The organism is Herbiconiux sp. VKM Ac-2851 (assembly GCF_013205105.1).
Classification (GTDB): Bacteria; Actinomycetota; Actinomycetes; order Actinomycetales; family Microbacteriaceae; genus Herbiconiux; species Herbiconiux flava.
Genome location: NZ_JABMLJ010000001.1, coordinates 789,718 through 805,999, shown reverse-complemented (window position 1 = coordinate 805,999; position 16,282 = coordinate 789,718). Strand labels below are relative to the sequence as shown.

General features: G+C 71.6%; 17 protein-coding genes and 2 tRNA genes. 11 read left to right on the top strand and 8 right to left on the bottom strand.

Annotated elements, in window-relative coordinates; translation table 11 throughout:
- The first annotated feature begins 3 nt into the window (after positions 1–3).
- A tRNA-Asn gene (locus tag HQQ85_RS03730) sits at positions 4–76 on the top strand.
- A gap of 141 nt (positions 77–217) precedes the next feature.
- Here the strand turns inward: HQQ85_RS03730 and HQQ85_RS03725 are convergent.
- Positions 218–469, bottom strand: coding sequence for a hypothetical protein (locus HQQ85_RS03725; protein ID WP_173181139.1), 252 nt, complete (start codon positions 467–469; stop codon positions 218–220).
- Between the two features lie 131 nt (positions 470–600).
- On the opposite strand from HQQ85_RS03725, the gene HQQ85_RS03720 reads away from it, so the two are divergent.
- Together HQQ85_RS03720 and HQQ85_RS03715 are read left to right on the top strand one after the other, a co-directional pair.
- On the top strand, positions 601–1,395 hold the full coding sequence (locus HQQ85_RS03720; protein WP_173181138.1) for an AzlC family ABC transporter permease: 795 nt from the start codon (positions 601–603) through the stop codon (positions 1,393–1,395).
- Positions 1,392–1,697: an AzlD domain-containing protein gene (locus HQQ85_RS03715; protein WP_173181137.1), complete on the top strand. Its 306-nt coding sequence runs from the start codon at positions 1,392–1,394 to the stop codon at positions 1,695–1,697. Before HQQ85_RS03720 ends, HQQ85_RS03715 begins: the two co-directional genes overlap by 4 nt.
- Before the next feature lie 76 nt (positions 1,698–1,773).
- On the opposite strand, the gene def is transcribed toward HQQ85_RS03715, so the two are convergent.
- Entirely contained in the window at positions 1,774–2,370 is a 597-nt protein-coding gene (gene def, locus HQQ85_RS03710) for a peptide deformylase (RefSeq protein WP_173181136.1), read from the bottom strand.
- Between the two features lie 54 nt (positions 2,371–2,424).
- Between def and HQQ85_RS03705 the strand changes: the two genes are divergently transcribed.
- The 7 genes from HQQ85_RS03705 to HQQ85_RS03675 all read left to right on the top strand — a co-directional run bounded on the left by HQQ85_RS03705 (position 2,425) and on the right by HQQ85_RS03675 (position 9,993).
- A complete protein-coding gene (locus HQQ85_RS03705; RefSeq protein WP_173181135.1) occupies positions 2,425–3,327 on the top strand; it encodes a DMT family transporter in 903 nt (300 codons plus the stop codon).
- Positions 3,328–3,397: 70 nt separating this feature from the next.
- Complete coding sequence (locus HQQ85_RS03700) at positions 3,398–4,657, top strand: glycosyltransferase (protein WP_216851415.1); 1,260 nt, start codon at positions 3,398–3,400, stop codon at positions 4,655–4,657.
- Positions 4,658–4,757: 100 nt separating this feature from the next.
- A tRNA-Ile gene (locus tag HQQ85_RS03695) sits at positions 4,758–4,831 on the top strand.
- Between the two features lie 97 nt (positions 4,832–4,928).
- Entirely contained in the window at positions 4,929–5,087 is a 159-nt protein-coding gene (locus HQQ85_RS03690) for a hypothetical protein (RefSeq protein WP_173181134.1), read from the top strand.
- Positions 5,088–5,237: 150 nt separating this feature from the next.
- On the top strand, positions 5,238–6,275 hold the full coding sequence (locus HQQ85_RS03685) for an AAA family ATPase (protein WP_173181133.1): 1,038 nt from the start codon (positions 5,238–5,240) through the stop codon (positions 6,273–6,275).
- A 2-nt stretch (positions 6,276–6,277) separates the two neighbouring features.
- Positions 6,278–7,564: a DUF58 domain-containing protein gene (locus tag HQQ85_RS21285; RefSeq protein ID WP_173181132.1), complete on the top strand. Its 1,287-nt coding sequence runs from the start codon at positions 6,278–6,280 to the stop codon at positions 7,562–7,564.
- Positions 7,561–9,993 carry a DUF3488 and transglutaminase-like domain-containing protein gene (locus tag HQQ85_RS03675; RefSeq protein ID WP_173181131.1) on the top strand — a complete coding sequence of 811 codons (2,433 nt, stop codon included), beginning with the start codon at positions 7,561–7,563 and terminating at the stop codon, positions 9,991–9,993. Before HQQ85_RS21285 ends, HQQ85_RS03675 begins: the two co-directional genes overlap by 4 nt.
- On the opposite strand, the gene HQQ85_RS03670 is transcribed toward HQQ85_RS03675, so the two are convergent.
- Entirely contained in the window at positions 9,940–10,488 is a 549-nt protein-coding gene (locus tag HQQ85_RS03670) for a PadR family transcriptional regulator (protein ID WP_173181130.1), read from the bottom strand. The two genes, HQQ85_RS03675 and HQQ85_RS03670, sit on opposite strands and share 54 nt — an antisense overlap.
- Before the next feature lie 229 nt (positions 10,489–10,717).
- Here HQQ85_RS03670 and HQQ85_RS03665 point away from each other — a divergent pair, with 229 nt between their 5' ends.
- Positions 10,718–11,224: a DUF3145 domain-containing protein gene (locus tag HQQ85_RS03665; RefSeq protein ID WP_173181129.1), complete on the top strand. Its 507-nt coding sequence runs from the start codon at positions 10,718–10,720 to the stop codon at positions 11,222–11,224.
- Between the two features lie 38 nt (positions 11,225–11,262).
- On the opposite strand, the gene HQQ85_RS03660 is transcribed toward HQQ85_RS03665, so the two are convergent.
- The 5 genes from HQQ85_RS03660 to HQQ85_RS03640 all read right to left on the bottom strand — a co-directional run bounded on the left by HQQ85_RS03660 (position 11,263) and on the right by HQQ85_RS03640 (position 16,265).
- Entirely contained in the window at positions 11,263–12,501 is a 1,239-nt protein-coding gene (locus tag HQQ85_RS03660; protein WP_173181128.1) for a beta-ketoacyl synthase, read from the bottom strand.
- Positions 12,502–12,670: 169 nt separating this feature from the next.
- Complete coding sequence (locus HQQ85_RS03655; protein WP_173181127.1) at positions 12,671–12,919, bottom strand: acyl carrier protein; 249 nt, start codon at positions 12,917–12,919, stop codon at positions 12,671–12,673.
- 57 nt (positions 12,920–12,976) lie between these two features.
- Positions 12,977–13,981 (bottom strand): beta-ketoacyl-ACP synthase III, encoded by a 1,005-nt coding sequence (locus HQQ85_RS03650; RefSeq protein ID WP_173181126.1) that lies wholly within the window; start codon positions 13,979–13,981, stop codon positions 12,977–12,979.
- Positions 13,982–14,019: 38 nt separating this feature from the next.
- Positions 14,020–14,940: an ACP S-malonyltransferase gene (locus HQQ85_RS03645; protein WP_173181125.1), complete on the bottom strand. Its 921-nt coding sequence runs from the start codon at positions 14,938–14,940 to the stop codon at positions 14,020–14,022.
- A 95-nt stretch (positions 14,941–15,035) separates the two neighbouring features.
- Complete coding sequence (locus HQQ85_RS03640; protein WP_173181124.1) at positions 15,036–16,265, bottom strand: CdaR family transcriptional regulator; 1,230 nt, start codon at positions 16,263–16,265, stop codon at positions 15,036–15,038.
- Positions 16,266–16,282: the final 17 nt, after the last annotated feature.

Here is a 16,282-nt window from a genome sequence, read left to right as displayed (position 1 = left end):
CATTCCTCGATAGCTCAATTGGCAGAGCAGCCGGCTGTTAACCGGCAGGTTCTTGGTTCGAGTCCAAGTCGGGGAGCGAAGGCCTCGCGGCTCCACCCGCGAGGCTTTCCTTCTTTAAGCCGCGGTTCGGGCTGAACTCTTCACGCCGCGCTTCGTGCCGAATTCCGGGCCGAGGCGTCAGACTCCGCGTCGAGGCGTCGGGCTCCGCGTCGAGACCTCAGACGGCGGTGCGCTTCTCCGCCTGCGCCACCGGTGCCCGGCCCACCTCGATGCGCCGCACGGCGATCGGTACGCGAGGCCCCACCAGCAGCAGGTCGACCCCACCGCGGTGCAGCAGCGGCACCAGTTCCGTGTCGCCCCGCGCCACGATGTCGGCCGCAGCCGCCTCGAAGATCTCGGCCATCGTCTCGGTGGCGAAGAACGTGCGCCCTCCGTGGTGCACCACCCGCCCGTATTCGTGCTCAATCATCGTCGATCGTCCGTTCCCACAAGCCTCGTGCGTCTTTCGCACCCTACGCTCGCCCTCCTGGGGCGGCCAGGGCTTGCGCGCCGCTCACGGCCGGTTCCCGGATTGCTCCCACCCTCTGGCAGGATCGAGGGATGGCCGAGCAGCGCACCCCTGGGCCGCGCACCCCCGGGCAGCGCACCCCCGAGGAGCGAGCCGCCATCCGCTCCGGCCTCGCCGTCGGCCTCGCCACCGCCGTCTACGGCATCTCCTTCGGTGCCCTCGCCACGCTCTCGGGCCTCGACGTCTGGCAGACCTGCTTCCTCAGCCTCGTGATGTTCACCGGCGGCTCGCAGTTCGCCCTGATCGGCGTGCTCGCCTCGGGCGGACTGGCGGCCGGCCCCGCCGCGATCACGAGCGCCGCACTGCTCGGTACCCGGAACGTCTTCTACTCCATCCGGATGGCCCCCGTCGTCGGCCGCGGCTTCTGGCGCCGGGCGGCCGCCGCGCAGCTGACCATCGACGAGTCCGTCGCCGTCTCGACCGCTCAGACCACGCCGGCAGCGCAGCGCGCCGGCTTCTGGGTGACCGGCCTCGCCATCTACCTCGGCTGGAACCTCACCACCCTCGTCGGCGCCCTGATCGGCGACCTGCTCGGCGACGTCAGCGCCTACGGGCTCGACGCCGCCGCGGCAGCAGCCTTCCTGGGGCTGCTCTGGCCGCGACTGAAGGAGCGCCAGACGCACGCCGTCGCGGTGGCCGCCGCCGTGGTGGCCACGCTGCTCACGCCCGTGCTGGTGCCCGGCCTGCCCGTGCTCGTGGCGGCGGGAGTCGCCCTCGTGGTGGGCGGCTTCAACCTGTTCGCCGCGAAGCCGCCAGCCGGGCCGCCAGCCGGGCCGCCGGCCGGACCGCCGGCCCAGCCGAGCCCGCCGGCGGGAGGCGAAGCGTGACCGCCTGGCAGATCGTCCTCCTCGCCTCGATCGTCTGCGCCGCGCTCAAGGTCGCCGGCTACCTGATCCCGCCGAAGGCATTCGAGCACCCCACCGTCGCCCGCGTCGCGAACCTGATGACGGTGGCGCTGCTGGCGGCCCTGATCGGCGTGCAGACCTTCGGGGCCGGTCAGGCCGTGCAGCTCGACGCGCGGGTGCCGGCCGTGCTGGTGGCCGCCGTGCTCTATGCGCTGCGCGTGCCGTTCGTCGTGGTGGTGATCGCCGCGGCACTGGTCGCCGCGGGCATCCGGATGCTCACCTGAGCACCATCGCCGCGCAGACCTTCAGGAACCGGCACTTCAGGAACCGGCCCTTCAGGAACGGGCGAGGCGTGAACCCCTAGGCGTCGAGCTCGTCGACCCCGGGCAGCCAGGCCAGCCCCGGCACGCCCCAGCCCTTCTTGCGCTCGATCTTCCGCGCCACCTTGGCGTACACCGGGTCGATGCGGTCGACGTAGAGCAGCCCGTCGAGGTGGTCGAACTCGTGCTGGAAGATGCGCGCGAGCCACCCCTCGGCCTCGATCTCGTACGGTCGGCCGTCGAGGTCGGTGGCCCGGAGGATGGCCGCCGCGCCCCGCACCAGCGGGAACCGCTCGCCGGGGAACGACAGGCAGCCCTCCGACTCGGTGTCGGGGTCGGCCGGCTCGACCGAGGTGGGGGAGATGTAGAGCTCGGGGTTGATGGCGACGCCGCGGTACTCGCGGAGGGAGCCGGTGTCCTCGCCCTCGTCGTCGCCCGTGTCCTCGGTGTACGAGAAGACGAACAGCCGCAGCGGCACGCCGACCTGCGGGCCGGCGAGGCCCACTCCGGGCGCCGCGTCCATGGTCTCGAACATGTCGGCCACGAGGGCGCGGAGCTCGTCGTCGATGGCGACGACGGGGGAGGCGGGCGTGTGCAGCACCGGATCGCCGGAGATCCGAATCGGGAGAACAGCCATTCGCTAAGCCTAACCGCGGTACCCGCACGGTACTGTCGACGGGTGCCTCTCGACATGCTTCAGCTGACCGAGCCGATCGCTCTCGACCCGAAGCAGTTCATCGGCATCCCGATCGCCCTCGTGGGCGCGGTCTTCCTCAGCCTGGGCGCCCAGTTCCAGCACCGCGGGGTCGCGAAGGTCGAGGCGAACACCAATCAGGCCGAGAAGGGCCTGAACGCCCGCCAGATGATGGCGCTGCTCGGCCGCCCGTCGTGGGTGCTCGGCACCGTGATGCTCGGTCTCGCGATCGTGTTCCAGCTCACCAGCCTCGGCTTCTCGCCGATCATCGTGGTGCAGCCCCTCGGCGCGGTCGCCCTCGTGATCACGGCCGTGCTCAACTCGCGGGTCAGCAAGGTCAAGCTCAACCGCAGCTCGATCATCTCGATCGTGCTCTGCGTCGGCGGCGTCGGCCTGTTCGTGCTCGTCGCGGCCTTCACCGCGGTCGACAAGCCCGTCGGCACCCGCGAGCTGATCGTCATCCTGATCATCCTCGCCGTCGTGCTGGCCCTGTTCGCAGTGGGCTTCGCCTTCCTGCGCCGCCGCTTCAAGGCCATCGCCTACATCGTCGGCGCGGGCGTGCTCTACGGCTTCGTCGCCACCCTCGCGAAGGTCGTGATCAGCCGCATCTTCCAGGCCGACTTCGAGTGGCTCACCGTGCTGGCGCTGATCGGCCTGCTCGCCGCCGCGGCGCTCGGCGGCTACTTCGTGCAGAACGCCTACTCCTCCGGCCCGCCCGACCTCGTGATCGCCGGCCTCACCGTGATCGACCCGCTCGTCGCCGTCGGCATCGGCATCCTGGTGCTCGGCGAGGCCTCGCAGGCGCCCCTGTGGGCCATGTTCGCATTCATCGCCTGCGGTGCGATCGCGGTCGTCGGCGTCTTCGGGCTCGCGCGCTACCACCCCCAGGCGCAGCACTAGGGTAGTTTTCTCCTCAACCCGCGGTATCCGCCGACGTGCGGCCCGCCCCCATTCCAAGGAAGACGACGGTTTGACTGACTCCCGTGATCCGAACACCGCACCGGATGCCCGGCCGGCACCCGGAACGACGGACCGGCCGCTGCGCATCCTGATCGGCGCCGACACCTTCTCGCCCGACGTCAACGGCTCGGCCCGCTTCTCCGAGCACCTCGCCTCCGGTCTCGCCTCGCGCGGACACGACGTGCACGTCGTGGCCCCCTCCGCAGGCCGCAAGCACGGCACCTGGAAGGAGGTCTACGACGGCCAGGTGATCACCGCGCACCGCCTCTACAGCTGGCGCTGGTACCCGCACGACTGGCTGCGCTTCGCGATGCCGTGGCGAATCCGCCAGAACAGCGCGCGGATCATCGACGAGGTGCAGCCCGACGTGGTGCACTTCCAGTCGCACATCATCATCGGCCGGGGGCTCTCGACCGAGGCCGAGAAGCGTGGCATCCGCATCGTCGGCACGAACCACTTCATGCCCGAGAACATGCTGGCCTTCACCGGCATCCCGAAGTTCCTGCAGAACTGGGCGATCGGTCTCGCCTGGGCCGCGGCTCGCCGCTCCTTCGTGCGCGCCGACGCCGTCACCGCCCCCACCCGCCGCGCGGCCGACTACTTCGAGAAGGAGACCGGCCTGCACGACGTCTACGCCATCTCCTGCGGTGTCGACGCCTCCCTGTTCGTGCCCGACTTCGCGCCGCACACCGAGAACCGGGTGATCTTCGTCGGCCGGGTGACCGGTGAGAAGCACCTCGACGTGCTGCTGAAGGCCATCCAGCTGCTGCCCGACTCGCTCGACGTGAAGCTCGACATCGTCGGCGGCGGCGACCAGCTGAAGAACCTGCAGGCCATGGCCCAGCAGCTCGGCATCGGCGACCGGGTCACCTTCACCGGCTACGTCACCGAGGAGGAGAAGCAGCGCCTCTACACGCGCGCCACCGTCTTCGCCATGCCCTCGATCGCCGAGCTGCAGAGCATCGCCACCATGGAGGCGATGGCGAGCGGACTGCCCGTGGTCGCCGCCGACGCCATGGCGCTGCCGCACCTCGTGCACGACGGCGAGAACGGCTACCTCTTCGCCCCGGGCGACGCCCAGCAGCTCGCCGACCGGCTGGAGCGCGTGCTCACCCTGCCGCAGGAGGAGCTCGACCGCTTCAAGAACGAGTCGCTGCACATCGTGGAGGCCCACGACATCCAGCGCACGCTGACGACGTTCGAGCACATCTACCGCGGGGAGGCCGTGCCCGAGGCGCCGCACCCCGTGTCGAGCACGCCGCCAGCCTGAGCAGGGGCCGCCCGCGTGGGCGCGCCTGCGTCGAGCGCCTGAACGGGCCGCGGGTCAGGGTATCGTTGTCTCGATTCCGCGGCTGCCCGGCCGCGGTCTCGGGGCGGTAGCTCAGCTGGTCAGAGCAGCGGACTCATAATCCGTCGGTCACGGGTTCAAGTCCCGTCCGCCCTACCGACGCCCTGCGCCCCTGTGACCAATCCGGGGGACAGGTCGCTCCGAAGACCCGATGACGGGAGGGGCCCGTCACACGGGACGAGCGGAGGGGCGCATGCCTGATCGAGACCCGAAAAGGGACTTCCGTCGGCCTGAGCTGTCGACGCCGTGGCAGCGGCTGTCGGGGCACCGGGCGTTCGCGCCGGTCGTCGTCGTCGCAGCCCTGCTCCTCACCAGCTTGCTCGTCTATCTCGCCCTGCAGCGCTTCCTCTGAGCGCCGCCGTGCGCGATCCCGCGTGTGAGCCGCCTATGCAGGCCCTGAGTAAGGGGTGAAATTGTCGGCCCTGGCGCTTATCGTGATTGTCATGCGCGTGCCCACCCCGGCCCGACCCTGCATCGCCGCTGATCGAGGAGACCTCCGCCCGTGACATCCGAAGCCCTCACCTCCTCGCCTGTGGCCACCCCGGCCGGCGCGGGAGCCCCGCTCAGCCTCGACGAGTTCGGGCGGTACACGGGCGCCATCCTCGACAACCTCGAGCGGGTCATCGACGGCAAGACCGAGGCCGCCACGCTCGCTCTCATCGTCCTCATCGCCGAGGGCCACCTCCTCGTCGAAGACGTGCCGGGCGTCGGCAAGACCACCCTGGCGAAAGCACTCGCCACGAGCGTCGGATGCACGGTCAGCCGCATCCAGTTCACCCCCGACCTCCTGCCGTCCGACGTGACCGGCGTCTCCATCTACAACCAGGTCGACCACGCCTTCGAGTTCAAGCGCGGAGCCGTGTTCGCCAACATCGTCATCGCCGACGAGATCAACCGCGCCTCGCCCAAGACCCAGTCCGCCCTGCTGGAGTGCATGGAGGAGCAGCAGGTCTCGGTCGACGGCACCACGCATCCGCTCGAACCGCCGTTCATCGTGGTCGCCACGCAGAACCCCATCGAGATGGAGGGCACCTATGCCCTGCCCGAGGCGCAGCGCGACCGCTTCATGGCGCGCATCTCGATGGGCTACCCCGATGCCGCCGCCGAGCTGTCGATGCTGCACCACCGCGAGTCGCGGAGCCCGATGGAGAGCCTGCGGGCCGTGGTCGACAAGCACCGGCTCGCCGAGCTGATCGACACCGCCCGCGCCATCTACGTCAGCCGCGCCGTCGAGTCGTACGTGGTCTCGATCGTGCAGGCCACCCGCACCCACCCCGAGTTCCGGCTCGGCGCGAGCCCTCGCGGCACCCTGCACCTCGTGCGCGCGGCCAAGGTGCTCGCCGCCCTGCGCGGCCGCGAGTTCGTGGTGCCCGACGACATCAACGAGCTCGTCGTGCCGATCCTCGCGCACCGCATCGTCGCCACCCGTCGCGCGGCCAGCGACACCCGCGGGGGCGGCACCGAGGCGATCGCCACGGCGCTCCGGGGGAGCGTCGCGGCCACGCCGGTGCCGCTGAACCGCTCCCGCCCGTCGGCCTGACCGTGCCCGCTCCCCGACCCACCCGCTCCCTGCCGCGCCTCACCGTGCGCGGCTGGGGCTTCGTCGCAGCCGGCGTCGTCGTGCTCGTGCTCACGCAGCTGTTCCGCCGCCAGGAGCTCGCCTACCTCGCCTGCTTCCTGCTCGCCGTTCCGCTGCTGTCTCTCGCCTGGGTGGCGCTCCGCCGCATCGCGATCACCGTTCGACGGCGGTTCAGCCCCGAGTCGGGCACCGTCGGCCAGGCGGTCACCGTGTCGATGTTCCTGCAGAACTGGGGAAGCCTCCGCACGCCGGCGGCCGCCTGGCGGGAGCGCACGGCCCCGCCGCTCGAGGCCGCTCCTCCCGCGCTCTTCCCGCCGCTCGAGCGCTACTCGTCCTCGACGCTCGACGAGCCGCCGACGCAGCGCCTCGACTACCCGCTCGACACGGGGCGGCGGGGCGAGCATCCGATCGGCCCGCTCGAGCTCACGCTCACCGACCCCTTCGGCTGCGCCACGCGGCGGCTCGGCTTCGGCGGCACCGACACCGTTCTCATCACCCCGACGGTCTACGAGCTCGCCCGCGTCGACCTGCGCCTCTCGACCGGTGACGGCGCCGAGCAGGTCTCGCGCCGCCTCGTGGGAGCGGGGGAGCAGGACGTCATCGCCCGCAAATACCTCCCCGGCGACTCGATGCGCCGCGTGCACTGGCCGGCCACCGCCAAGCACGGCGAGCTGATGGTGCGGCAGGACGACCAGCGCAACGATCAGGATGCGGTCATCCTGCTCGACGCCCACTCCTTCCTGCCGGGCGACGGCTTCGAGTGGGCCGTCAGCACGATGGCGTCCATCGCCGTGCACCTGATGAACGAGGGCTTCGGTGTGCGGCTCGTCGGCCATGGCACGGGCGACGGCGCCGAGGTGCTGGTCGCACCGTTCGGAGCCGCCCGCGCGGTGCGCGAACTCGCCCGCACCGGCCCCGACGCCGTGCACGACCCGAGCGACTTCCGGGCGGCCGTCGACGAGGCGGCGCTCACCTCGCCCGACGCCCCGCCCGTGTTCGCGGTCGTGTCGAACGCGCCGGGGGCCGCCGACCGCATCCGGGGGCTGGCCGCCATGTCGTCGCACGCCGTCGTGTTCGTGGTGGGGGAGACGGATGCTCGGGCCTCCGCCCCTGGGACCGCCGCCCCCGTGTCCGCCGCCCCCGTGTCCGCCGAGCTCCGCTCGTCGGGCTGGACCGTGGTCGACTGCTCACCCGACGAGAGCCTGCCGGCCCTGTGGCGATCGCTCGGCGAGGCGCGGGGGCTCGCATGAGCACCGTGCTGCGTCCTCCCGTGTCGCCGGCGGCCCCCGAGGGGTCGCCGAGCGGACGTCAGCGCGCGACCGGAGCGGTGGGCGACGGCGGCCTGAACGGCCGGCCGACGAGCGGGCGCGGGCGCGCATCCGCTGCCCGCCGCCGGGAGCGCTCGGGTGCCTGGACGACGACGCTCGCCGTCGGCCTGACCATGGGCTTCGCGCTGTTCAGCCTGTCGCCCCTGCTGCAGGGCATCGGCTGGTGGTTCGCCACGATGGCGATGGTCGTCGTGCTGCTCGGCGTCTCGGCGCTGCTGCGGGCCCGCGGGCTGCCCGAGGTGGTGGTCATCGGGGTGGCCGTGCTGCTCTGGGTCGCGATCGTCGTGCTGCTGTACGCCCCCGGCACGACCTGGCTCGTGCTGCCGACCCTCGACACGGTCGCCGACATCTCCTCCGATCTCGCCGCTGCGCGGGAGTCGATCGCGGTGCAGGAGGTGCCCGCCGTCGCGGTGCCCGAGCTGACCCAGCTGCTGGTGATGTCGATCGGGCTGATCGCGCTGGTCAGCGACGAGCTGGCCACGGGGCTCCGGGTGCCGGCGCTCAGCGGCACGGGTCCGCTGGCCGTGCTCACGATCGCGCCTCTCGTGCGTCGCGACGACCCGCAAGTGCTCGTGTACGTGCTCACCGGGCTCGCCTTCCTGCTCGTGCTCTGGACGGGGGCGCGCATCGGGTCGGGCGGGCGGGCGGGGCCGACCACGCGCATCCGGCCCACCGCCGGGGGGAGGAACGCCGGCCTCGCCCTGGGGCTCGCCGCCGCGGCCGTCGCGGCGATGGTCGTGCTGCCCACCGTCACCCCCGGTCTCACCTCGCGCGACCTGGCCGAGCAGGGCGACGGAACGCCGTTCGCGTCGACCTACGCCACGGGCGTCGACCCGACGATCCAGCTCGGCCGCGACCTGCGCCGCAGCGACCCGGTGCTCTCGCTCACCTATTCCACCTCGTCGGAGGAGGGCCTCTATCTCAAGATGGTCAACCTGAGCGACTTCTCCGGCGGCACCTGGGAACCCGAGGCGCCCTATGACGGCGTCTCGTACGAGGGCCAGGAGTTCGGCACGCCGCCCGGGCTCGCACCCGAGGTGCCGGTCACCGACGTGACCACCACCGTGTCGATCGCAGGCCTCCGCAGCGACTGGCTGCCGCTGCCCTACCCGAGCCAGCAGGTCGACTCGCTGAGCGGCAATTGGTTGATCACGCCGAACACCTTCACGATCACCGACCTGCAGGGCGACACCCGGGGCATCAACTACCAGGCCACGAGCCTCGCGGTGGCGCCGACCGCCGAGCAGCTGGCCACCGCCGGAGCCACGGTGCCCGACAATTTGGCGGGCTATCTCGGCCTGCCCCCCGACCTGCCCCCGGTCATCGCCCAGGAGGCGTCGACCATCACCGCCGGGGCGGCCACGAACTACGACCGGGCCGTCGCGCTGCAGGAGTACTTCCGCTCGGGGCAGTTCCGCTACTCGCTCGCGGCTCCGGCCTCGAACGGCTACGACGGCAGCAACGCCGAGATGATCGCCGCCTTCCTCGACAAGAAGGAGGGCTACTGCGTGCACTTCTCGGCCGCCATGGCCGTGATGGCGCGCACCCTGGGCATCCCCTCGCGCATCGCCGTGGGCTATGCACCGGGCCAGACCGCTGACAGCACGGCCGACGGGCAGCCGGTCTACGAGGTCTACACCGACCAGCTGCACGCGTGGCCCGAGCTCTACTTCGAGGGCATCGGCTGGCTGCCCTTCGAGCCCACCCCCGGCCTCGACATCACCCCTCCCGACTACAGCCTGCCCGACTACGCGCAGCAGTCGGCGACCGACTCGTCGGCGCCTGCTCCGAGCTCGACCTCGACGGCGACCAACTCCGCGGGGCCTGATCGCGGCGACGTCGGGGCGGTGCAGTCGGCCGAGCAGCAGGTGCTCGCGCAGGTGCGCGGCTGGTCGATCTTCGCCGGGGTGCTCGCGGTCGTCGCGCTCATCGTGCTGGCGCCGTTCGCGGCCCGGCGGTTCGTGCGGCGCGGGCGCATCCGCCGGCTCGCCACCGACCCGCAGCCGGGCACCCTCGCCTGGCTCGAGCTGGAGGACACCCTCGACGACCACCGGCTGCAGCGCTCCCACGGCGACACGCTCTCCGACGTCGAGCGGCGGCTCGCGGCCGAGAACATGGTGCCGGTCGACGCCCTCGGCCGGCTGAGGATCGCTGCCGAGTTCGAGCAGTACGCCCCGCCCGGCAGCGCGAGCGACGAGACGCGGGCGCGCATCGGGCGCGACCTGCTCGCCGTGATCAGCGGTCTGGACGCGCAGGCGCAGCCGCGCGACCGTGCGTTCGCCCGCTACCTGCCCGTGTCACTCTGGCGCCGTCGCCGGTCGGCGGCCTCGACGGGGGCGCTCGTTCCGTAGCGGGATGACGAGCGCCGCCGGCCCGCCCGGGAGGGCCTCGAGGTCGTCGAGCCAGTCCAGGGCGGCGGTGGCGAGCCGCCGGCGCGCGAGGTCTCCGGGGGAGCGGCCCTCGGCGGCGTCGGACGCCTCGCGCCGCCACACCGCCCGGTAGCGCTCGAGCAGCTCGGGCACCGCCGGGTGACCGAGGCTCGTCGCGAGCAGCACCTTGAAGGTGGTGTCCCCCCAGGGGTCGGCCCCGTCGATCGACGCGTCGGCCAGCCAGGCCTCGGCGGCGGCGCTGCCCTCGTCGGTGAGGCCGTAGAGCGGCAGCCCGTCGTCGGTGGCTCCGGATGCCCGCACGAGCCCCGCGGTGACGAGCCGGTCGAGCGTGGAGTAGATCTGCCCGACGTTCACCCGGCCCACCCGCTCGGTGCGCTCCTCCAGCTCGCCGTGCAGCTGCAGGCCGTAGGCGTCGGTCGCCGTGAGCACGGCAAGGATGCCCGATCGGATCGACATGGCCCTCCTCCCGCTGCGCTCGGCTCGGCGCGCAGCTGCACGCGCACATCGCGCAATTGTTCACTCCGTAGACAATCGCGAGTCTAGGCTGTGAGCTTCACGAACAGCGGATGACACGGTTGTGATTCGGGGATCGGCACTGGCACAATGAGACTCACAACTGGATAGCACCGCCATTACTGCGTTCACAGGCCGTTGGGGAAGACGTCCCTCACGAACGGAGAAGAAAATGGCGGCGAACGGTGCTCGCGGAGTGGTGTACGTCCACTCCGCCCCCCGCGCGCTCTGCCCCCACATCGAGTGGGCCGCAGGTCGCGCTATCGGTCGTGCGGTGAACTTCGACTGGATCGAGCAGCCCGTGCTGCGCGGAACCCAGCGGGCCGACTTCTACTGGGAGGGTGTGCCCGGTACGGGCGCCGCCATCGCCTCGGCCCTGCGCGGCTGGGAGCACCTGCGCTACGAGGTCACCGAGGAGCCCAGCGAGGGCACCGACGGCGGCCGGTGGATGCACACGCCCGACCTCGGCGTCTTCTACGCGCAGGTCGACAGCGCGGGCAACACCGTCATCCCGGAGGACCGCATCCGGAGCGCCATGGAGTCGGCCGGCACCAACGCCCTCGAGCTGCACCGCGAGCTGCGGCTCGCCCTCGGCCAGGCGTGGGACGACGAGCTCGAGCCCTTCCGCTACGCCAGCGACATGTCGCCCGTGGTCTGGCTGCACCGCTCCTTCGGCTGACGCCCGCCCGTGAGGGGCGGGGCATCAGCTCACACGACTCAGGCCGTCTTGAAGGCGATGACGGCGTTGTGGCCGCCGAAGCCGAAGGAGTTGCTGATCGCCAGGAGGTCACCCTCGGGCAGGGTGCGCGGCTCGCGCACCACGTCGAGGGGGATGGCCGGGTCGGCTTCGGTGAGGTTGATCGTCGGGGGTGCGGTGCGCTCGTGCAGCGCCAGCACCGTGAAGATCGCCTCGATGCCGCCGGCGCCACCGAGCAGGTGACCCGTGGAGGCCTTCGTGGCCGACACCGGGATGCCCGCCAGACGCTCGCCGAACACGTGCTCCATCGCCTTGTACTCGGCGATGTCGCCGACCGGGGTCGAGGTGGCGTGGGCGTTGATGTGCGCCACGTCGTCGAGCGAGTAGCCCGCGTTCGAGATGGCCGCGATCATCGCGCGGGCCGCCGCCGAGCCCTCGGGGTCGGGAGCGGTGATGTGGTAGGCGTCGCTCGTGACCGCGCCGCCGAGCAGCTCGGCGTAGATGCGTGCGCCGCGGGCCAGCGCGTGCTCCTCGGTCTCGAGCACGAGGGCGGCGCCGCCCTCGCCGAGCACGAAGCCGTCCCGGGTGAGGTCGTAGGGACGCGAGGCCGTCGCGGGGTCGTCGTTGCGCTTGGACAGCGCCTGCATCGACGCGAACGAGGCGATCGGCAGCGGGTGGATGGCCGCCTCGGAACCGCCGGCGACGATGATGTCGGCGAGGCCCGCCTGCAGGTGGTCGTAGGCGTTCGCGATCGACTCGGTGCTCGATGCGCAGGCCGAGACGACGGTGCGCGCGCCGGCGCGGGCACCGAGCGACATCTCGATCGCGGCGGCCGGGCCGTTCGGCATGAGCATCGGAACGGTCATCGGGAGCACGCGGCGCGGCCCCTTCTCGCGCAGGGTGTCCCACGCGTCGAGCAGCGTCCACACGCCGCCGATGCCGGTGGCCCAGTCGACACCGAAGCGCTCGGGGACGACCTCGGGGGAGCCGGCGTCCGCCCAGGCCTCACGGGCTGCGATGAGGGCGAACTGGCTGCCCGGGTCGAGGCGCTTGGTCTCGATGCGCTCCAGCACCTCGGAGGCGGGGACGCGGGCCTGAGCGGCGAAGGTCACGGGCAGCTGGTTCTCGGCCACCCAGCTCTGCTCGAGGGTCGACGCGCCGGACTGGCCGGCGAGGAGGTTCTGCCACGACTCGCGGGCGGTTCCGCCGAGGGGCGAGGTCGTGCCGATTCCGGTGACGACGATCTTCTTCGTGCTCATGGTGAAACTTTCTGTGGGTGGTCAGTCCAGGATGGAGGGGCTCGCAGTTCGCCGGGGCCGGGGCGCCCGGGTCACCCGGTCACCGGCGCGCCGGAAAGGCGCGGTGCGGAAGCGCGGTGCGGTCGGCAGGATCGCGGTTGCGGCGATCCTGCCGACCAGCGCACGGGTGTCAGCCCTGGGCTGCGACGATGAAGCTGACGGCGTCGCCGACGGTCTTCAGGTTCTTGACCTCTTCGTCGGGGATCTTCACGTCGAACTTCTCTTCGGCGTTCACGACGATGGTCATCATCGAGATGGAGTCGATGTCGAGGTCGTCGGTGAAGGACTTGTCCAGCTCGACGGTGTCGGTGGCGATGCCGGTCTCGTCGTTGATCAGCTCGGCCAGGCCGGCCAGGACTTCTTCGGTGGACAATGCCATTGTTCTTCTCCTTGGGGGTGTGATTTTGACCGAGTCTCAGTGTAGTCGGGCGCCGGACTACGGCAGCACGACGACCTGAGCGCCGAACACGAGACCGGCGCCGAAGCCGATCTGCAGGGCCAGCCCGCCCGAGAGCCCGGGCTGCTCCTCGAGCAGCCGGTGCGTCGCGAGCGGGATGGACGCGGCCGAGGTGTTGCCGGTGGTGGCGATGTCACGGCCGATGGCGACCGTGTCGGGGAGCTTCAGCTGCTTGGCGAACTCGTCGATGATGCGCATGTTCGCCTGGTGCGGGATGAACGCGGCCAGGTCGTCGACGGTGATGCCGGCGGCCTCGATGGCCTGGTTGGCGACCTTGACCATTTCCCAGACGGCCCAGCGGAACACCGCCTGGCCGTTCTGGCGGAGCGTCGGCCACTCGGACTCCTGGTCCCGGAAGCCGATGTTCGTGCCCGTCATGTAGATCTCGTCGCGCTTCGTGGCATCCGAGCCCCAGATGGTCGGGCCGATGCCGACGGAGTCGCTCGGGCCGATGATCGCGGCGCCGGCACCGTCGCCCAGCAGGAACGAGATGGAGCGGTCGGTCGGGTCGACGAACTCGGAGAGCTTCTCGGCGCCGATCACGAGCACGTACTCGGCGAGGCCGGCGCGGATGAGGGAGTCGGCCTGGCCGATGCCGTAGGCGTACCCGGCGCAGGCCGCGCTGATGTCGTAGGCGGCGGCCAGCGGCGCGCCGATCCGCTCGGCCACCTGGGTCGCGAGCGACGGGGTGATGACCGGGTTGGAGATGGTCGAGACGAGGATCGCACCGATCTGGGAGGGGGCGATGCCCGCGCCCTCGATGGCCTCGAGCGAGGCGCTCTGCGCGAGGTCGACGGCGAGCACGTCGTGCGAGGCGCGCTTGCGCTCGATGATGCCGGTGCGCTGACGGATCCACTCGTCGGAGGAGTCGATCGGGCCGACCAGGTCGTCGTTCGGCACCGTGATGTCGCCGCGGGCGGCGCCGATCGCGTAGATGCGGGTGAACTGCGGTCCGGTGGACTGCTTCAGGGTGGGCGTGGTCATGCGGGTGCGCTCTGCCTTTCCGTCTGTGATGCGGTCGCTCAGGCGGCCTGGTCGATGAGCTCGATGGCCTGCGGCAGGTCGTCGGGGGTCTTCACGGCGACGGCGGGCACGCCCTTGAGCCCGCGCTTCGCCAGTCCGGTGAGGGCGCCGGCGGGGGAGACCTCGATCAGCCCCGTGACGCCGGCCGCGGCGAAGGACTCCATGCACAGGTCCCAGCGCACGGGCGAGGAGACCTGGCCGACGAGGAGCTCGACGAAGCGGGAGCCGCTGGTCACGGCCGAGCCGTCGTTGTTCGTCCAGATCGGCAGGGTCGGATCGGCCGGCGTGAGCGTCGCGGCGACGGCCGCGAGACGCTCGACGGCCGGAGCCATGAAGTGGGTGTGGAAGGCGCCGGCAACCTGCAGCGGGATGACGCGCACGCCGCGGGGGGCCCGCTCCGTCAGGGCGGCCAGGGCCTCGGGAGCGCCGGCGACGACGATCTGCCCGCCGCCGTTGTAGTTGGCCGGGATCACGCCGACCTCGTCGAAGAGCTCGAGCAGCACGGCCTGGTCGCCGCCCACGACGGCGCTCATGCCGGTGGTGGTGAGGGCGGCCGCGTCGGCCATCGCGCGGCCCCGCTCGCCCACGAAGCGCATGGCGTCGGTCTCGCTCAGGATGCCCGCCCCCGCCGCCGCCGTGATCTCGCCCACGGAGTGGCCGGCGATGCCGCCCACCTTCTCGCGGCGCCCGTCGGCGAACAGGGTGCGGAGCGTCAGCAGCCCGGCCGCGACGATCAGCGGCTGCGCCACCGCGGTGTCGCGGATGGTGTCGGCGTCGCTCGTGGTGCCGTGCGCGACGAGGTCGGACGACGCGGCGGCGCCCAGCTCGGCGAGCGTGTCGCGGAAGGTGGACTCGGCGATCCAGGGCTCGAGGAAGCCGGGGGTCTGGGACCCCTGGCCGGGGCACACGACGACGATCATTGCTTCAGTCTCCCAGGTGTTCGGTCGGAGGCCGTGTCGACGAGGGCCAACACTCGCCGAGATCCATTGTCGAAGGTATACAGAACCGGCGGCGCTCAGCGCCGATGGCCCGGCGAGTCGTGATCGTTCATCGATCCGAGGATGAGGGCCGACTGGAGGATCAGCGCCTCCCGCGCGCCCGTCGCGTCCCAGCCGATCACCTGCGTGACCCGCTTGAGGCGGTACCGCACAGTGTTGGGGTGAACGAAGAGCTCACGAGCGGTCGCCTCGAGCGAGCGGCCGTTGTCCAGATAGCACCAGAGGGTGGTCATGAGCTCGGGCGACTGGTCCTGCAAGGGCCGGTAGACGCGGTTGACGAGGGTCGACCGGGCCAATGGGTCGCCGGCCAGGGCGCGTTCGGGCAGCAGGTCGTCGGCGAGCATCGGCCGCGGGGCGTTCCGCCAGGCGCGGGCCACGGCGAAGCCGGCGAGGGCGGCCTTGGCGCTGCGCGAGGCGTCGACGACGCTCGGCACCTCGTGGCCGAGCACGAGGTAGCCCGGTCCGAAGCCCGGTTCGAGCTGCGTGGCGATGTCGAGGAAGGAGAGGATCGGTTCGGCCGGGGCGGTGTCGCTGGCGGGATCGCCGGCCTGCGCATCCGGAACCTGGTCGTAGGACGAGGCCGGCTGGGCACGCCCGATGACGAGCACGAGCCGCCCGCCCTGCACGCCGATCAGGAGGTCGGCGTTGAGGTGCCGGGCCGTGCGGCGCAGCTGGTCGACGTCGAGCTGGCGGGGCGTGGTTCCCACCAGCACGCTGACCTCGCCGTGGCCGTGCCAGCCGAGGGCCGCGATGCGGGAGGGCAACTCGTCGTCGTACTCGCCGCTCAGGATGCTGTCGACCACCAGGGCCTCGAGCCGGGCGTCCCAGAGGCCGCGGGCCTCGGCCGCGCGGGCGTAGACGTCGGCGGCGGCGAAGGCGATCTCCCGCGAGTAGAGCAGGATCGCCTCGCGGAGGGAGGCGTCGGCCCCGCGCACACGCTCCTCGACCACCTCGACGACCACCCGGATGAGCTGCAGCGTCTGCTGCAGGCTCACCGAGCGGAGGAGCTCGCGGGGAGCGGAGCCGAACACGTCGGCGGCGATCCAGGTGGTGGTCGTGGGGTCGTCGTACCACTGGATGAACGACTTGATGCCCTGCTGGGCCACTAGCCCGACGGCCGAACGCCGCCCCGGCGGCATGTCGCCGTACCAGGGCAGCGTGGCGTCGAGCTTCTTGATCGTCGCGGTCGAGAGCTCGCCCGAGATGGTGCGCAGCCACGCGAGTGTCTGCTCCTTGGTCTTAGGCATCGGCGCCTCCCGGGCCG

Bases quoted from the DNA above. Each gene is read 5' to 3' on its own strand.
- HQQ85_RS03725 (WP_173181139.1), bottom strand. From the start codon at position 469: ATGATTGAGCACGAATACGGGCGGGTGGTGCACCACGGAGGGCGCACG.
- HQQ85_RS03720 (WP_173181138.1), top strand. From the start codon at position 601: ATGGCCGAGCAGCGCACCCCTGGGCCGCGCACCCCCGGGCAGCGCACC.
- def (WP_173181136.1), bottom strand. From the start codon at position 2,370: ATGGCTGTTCTCCCGATTCGGATCTCCGGCGATCCGGTGCTGCACACG.
- HQQ85_RS03705 (WP_173181135.1), top strand. From the start codon at position 2,425: ATGCTTCAGCTGACCGAGCCGATCGCTCTCGACCCGAAGCAGTTCATC.
- HQQ85_RS03690 (WP_173181134.1), top strand. From the start codon at position 4,929: ATGCCTGATCGAGACCCGAAAAGGGACTTCCGTCGGCCTGAGCTGTCG.
- HQQ85_RS03675 (WP_173181131.1), top strand. From the start codon at position 7,561: ATGAGCACCGTGCTGCGTCCTCCCGTGTCGCCGGCGGCCCCCGAGGGG.
- HQQ85_RS03670 (WP_173181130.1), bottom strand. From the start codon at position 10,488: ATGTCGATCCGATCGGGCATCCTTGCCGTGCTCACGGCGACCGACGCC.
- HQQ85_RS03665 (WP_173181129.1), top strand. From the start codon at position 10,718: ATGGCGGCGAACGGTGCTCGCGGAGTGGTGTACGTCCACTCCGCCCCC.
- HQQ85_RS03660 (WP_173181128.1), bottom strand. From the start codon at position 12,501: ATGAGCACGAAGAAGATCGTCGTCACCGGAATCGGCACGACCTCGCCC.
- HQQ85_RS03655 (WP_173181127.1), bottom strand. From the start codon at position 12,919: ATGGCATTGTCCACCGAAGAAGTCCTGGCCGGCCTGGCCGAGCTGATC.
- HQQ85_RS03650 (WP_173181126.1), bottom strand. From the start codon at position 13,981: ATGACCACGCCCACCCTGAAGCAGTCCACCGGACCGCAGTTCACCCGC.
- HQQ85_RS03645 (WP_173181125.1), bottom strand. From the start codon at position 14,940: ATGATCGTCGTCGTGTGCCCCGGCCAGGGGTCCCAGACCCCCGGCTTC.
- HQQ85_RS03640 (WP_173181124.1), bottom strand. From the start codon at position 16,265: ATGCCTAAGACCAAGGAGCAGACACTCGCGTGGCTGCGCACCATCTCG.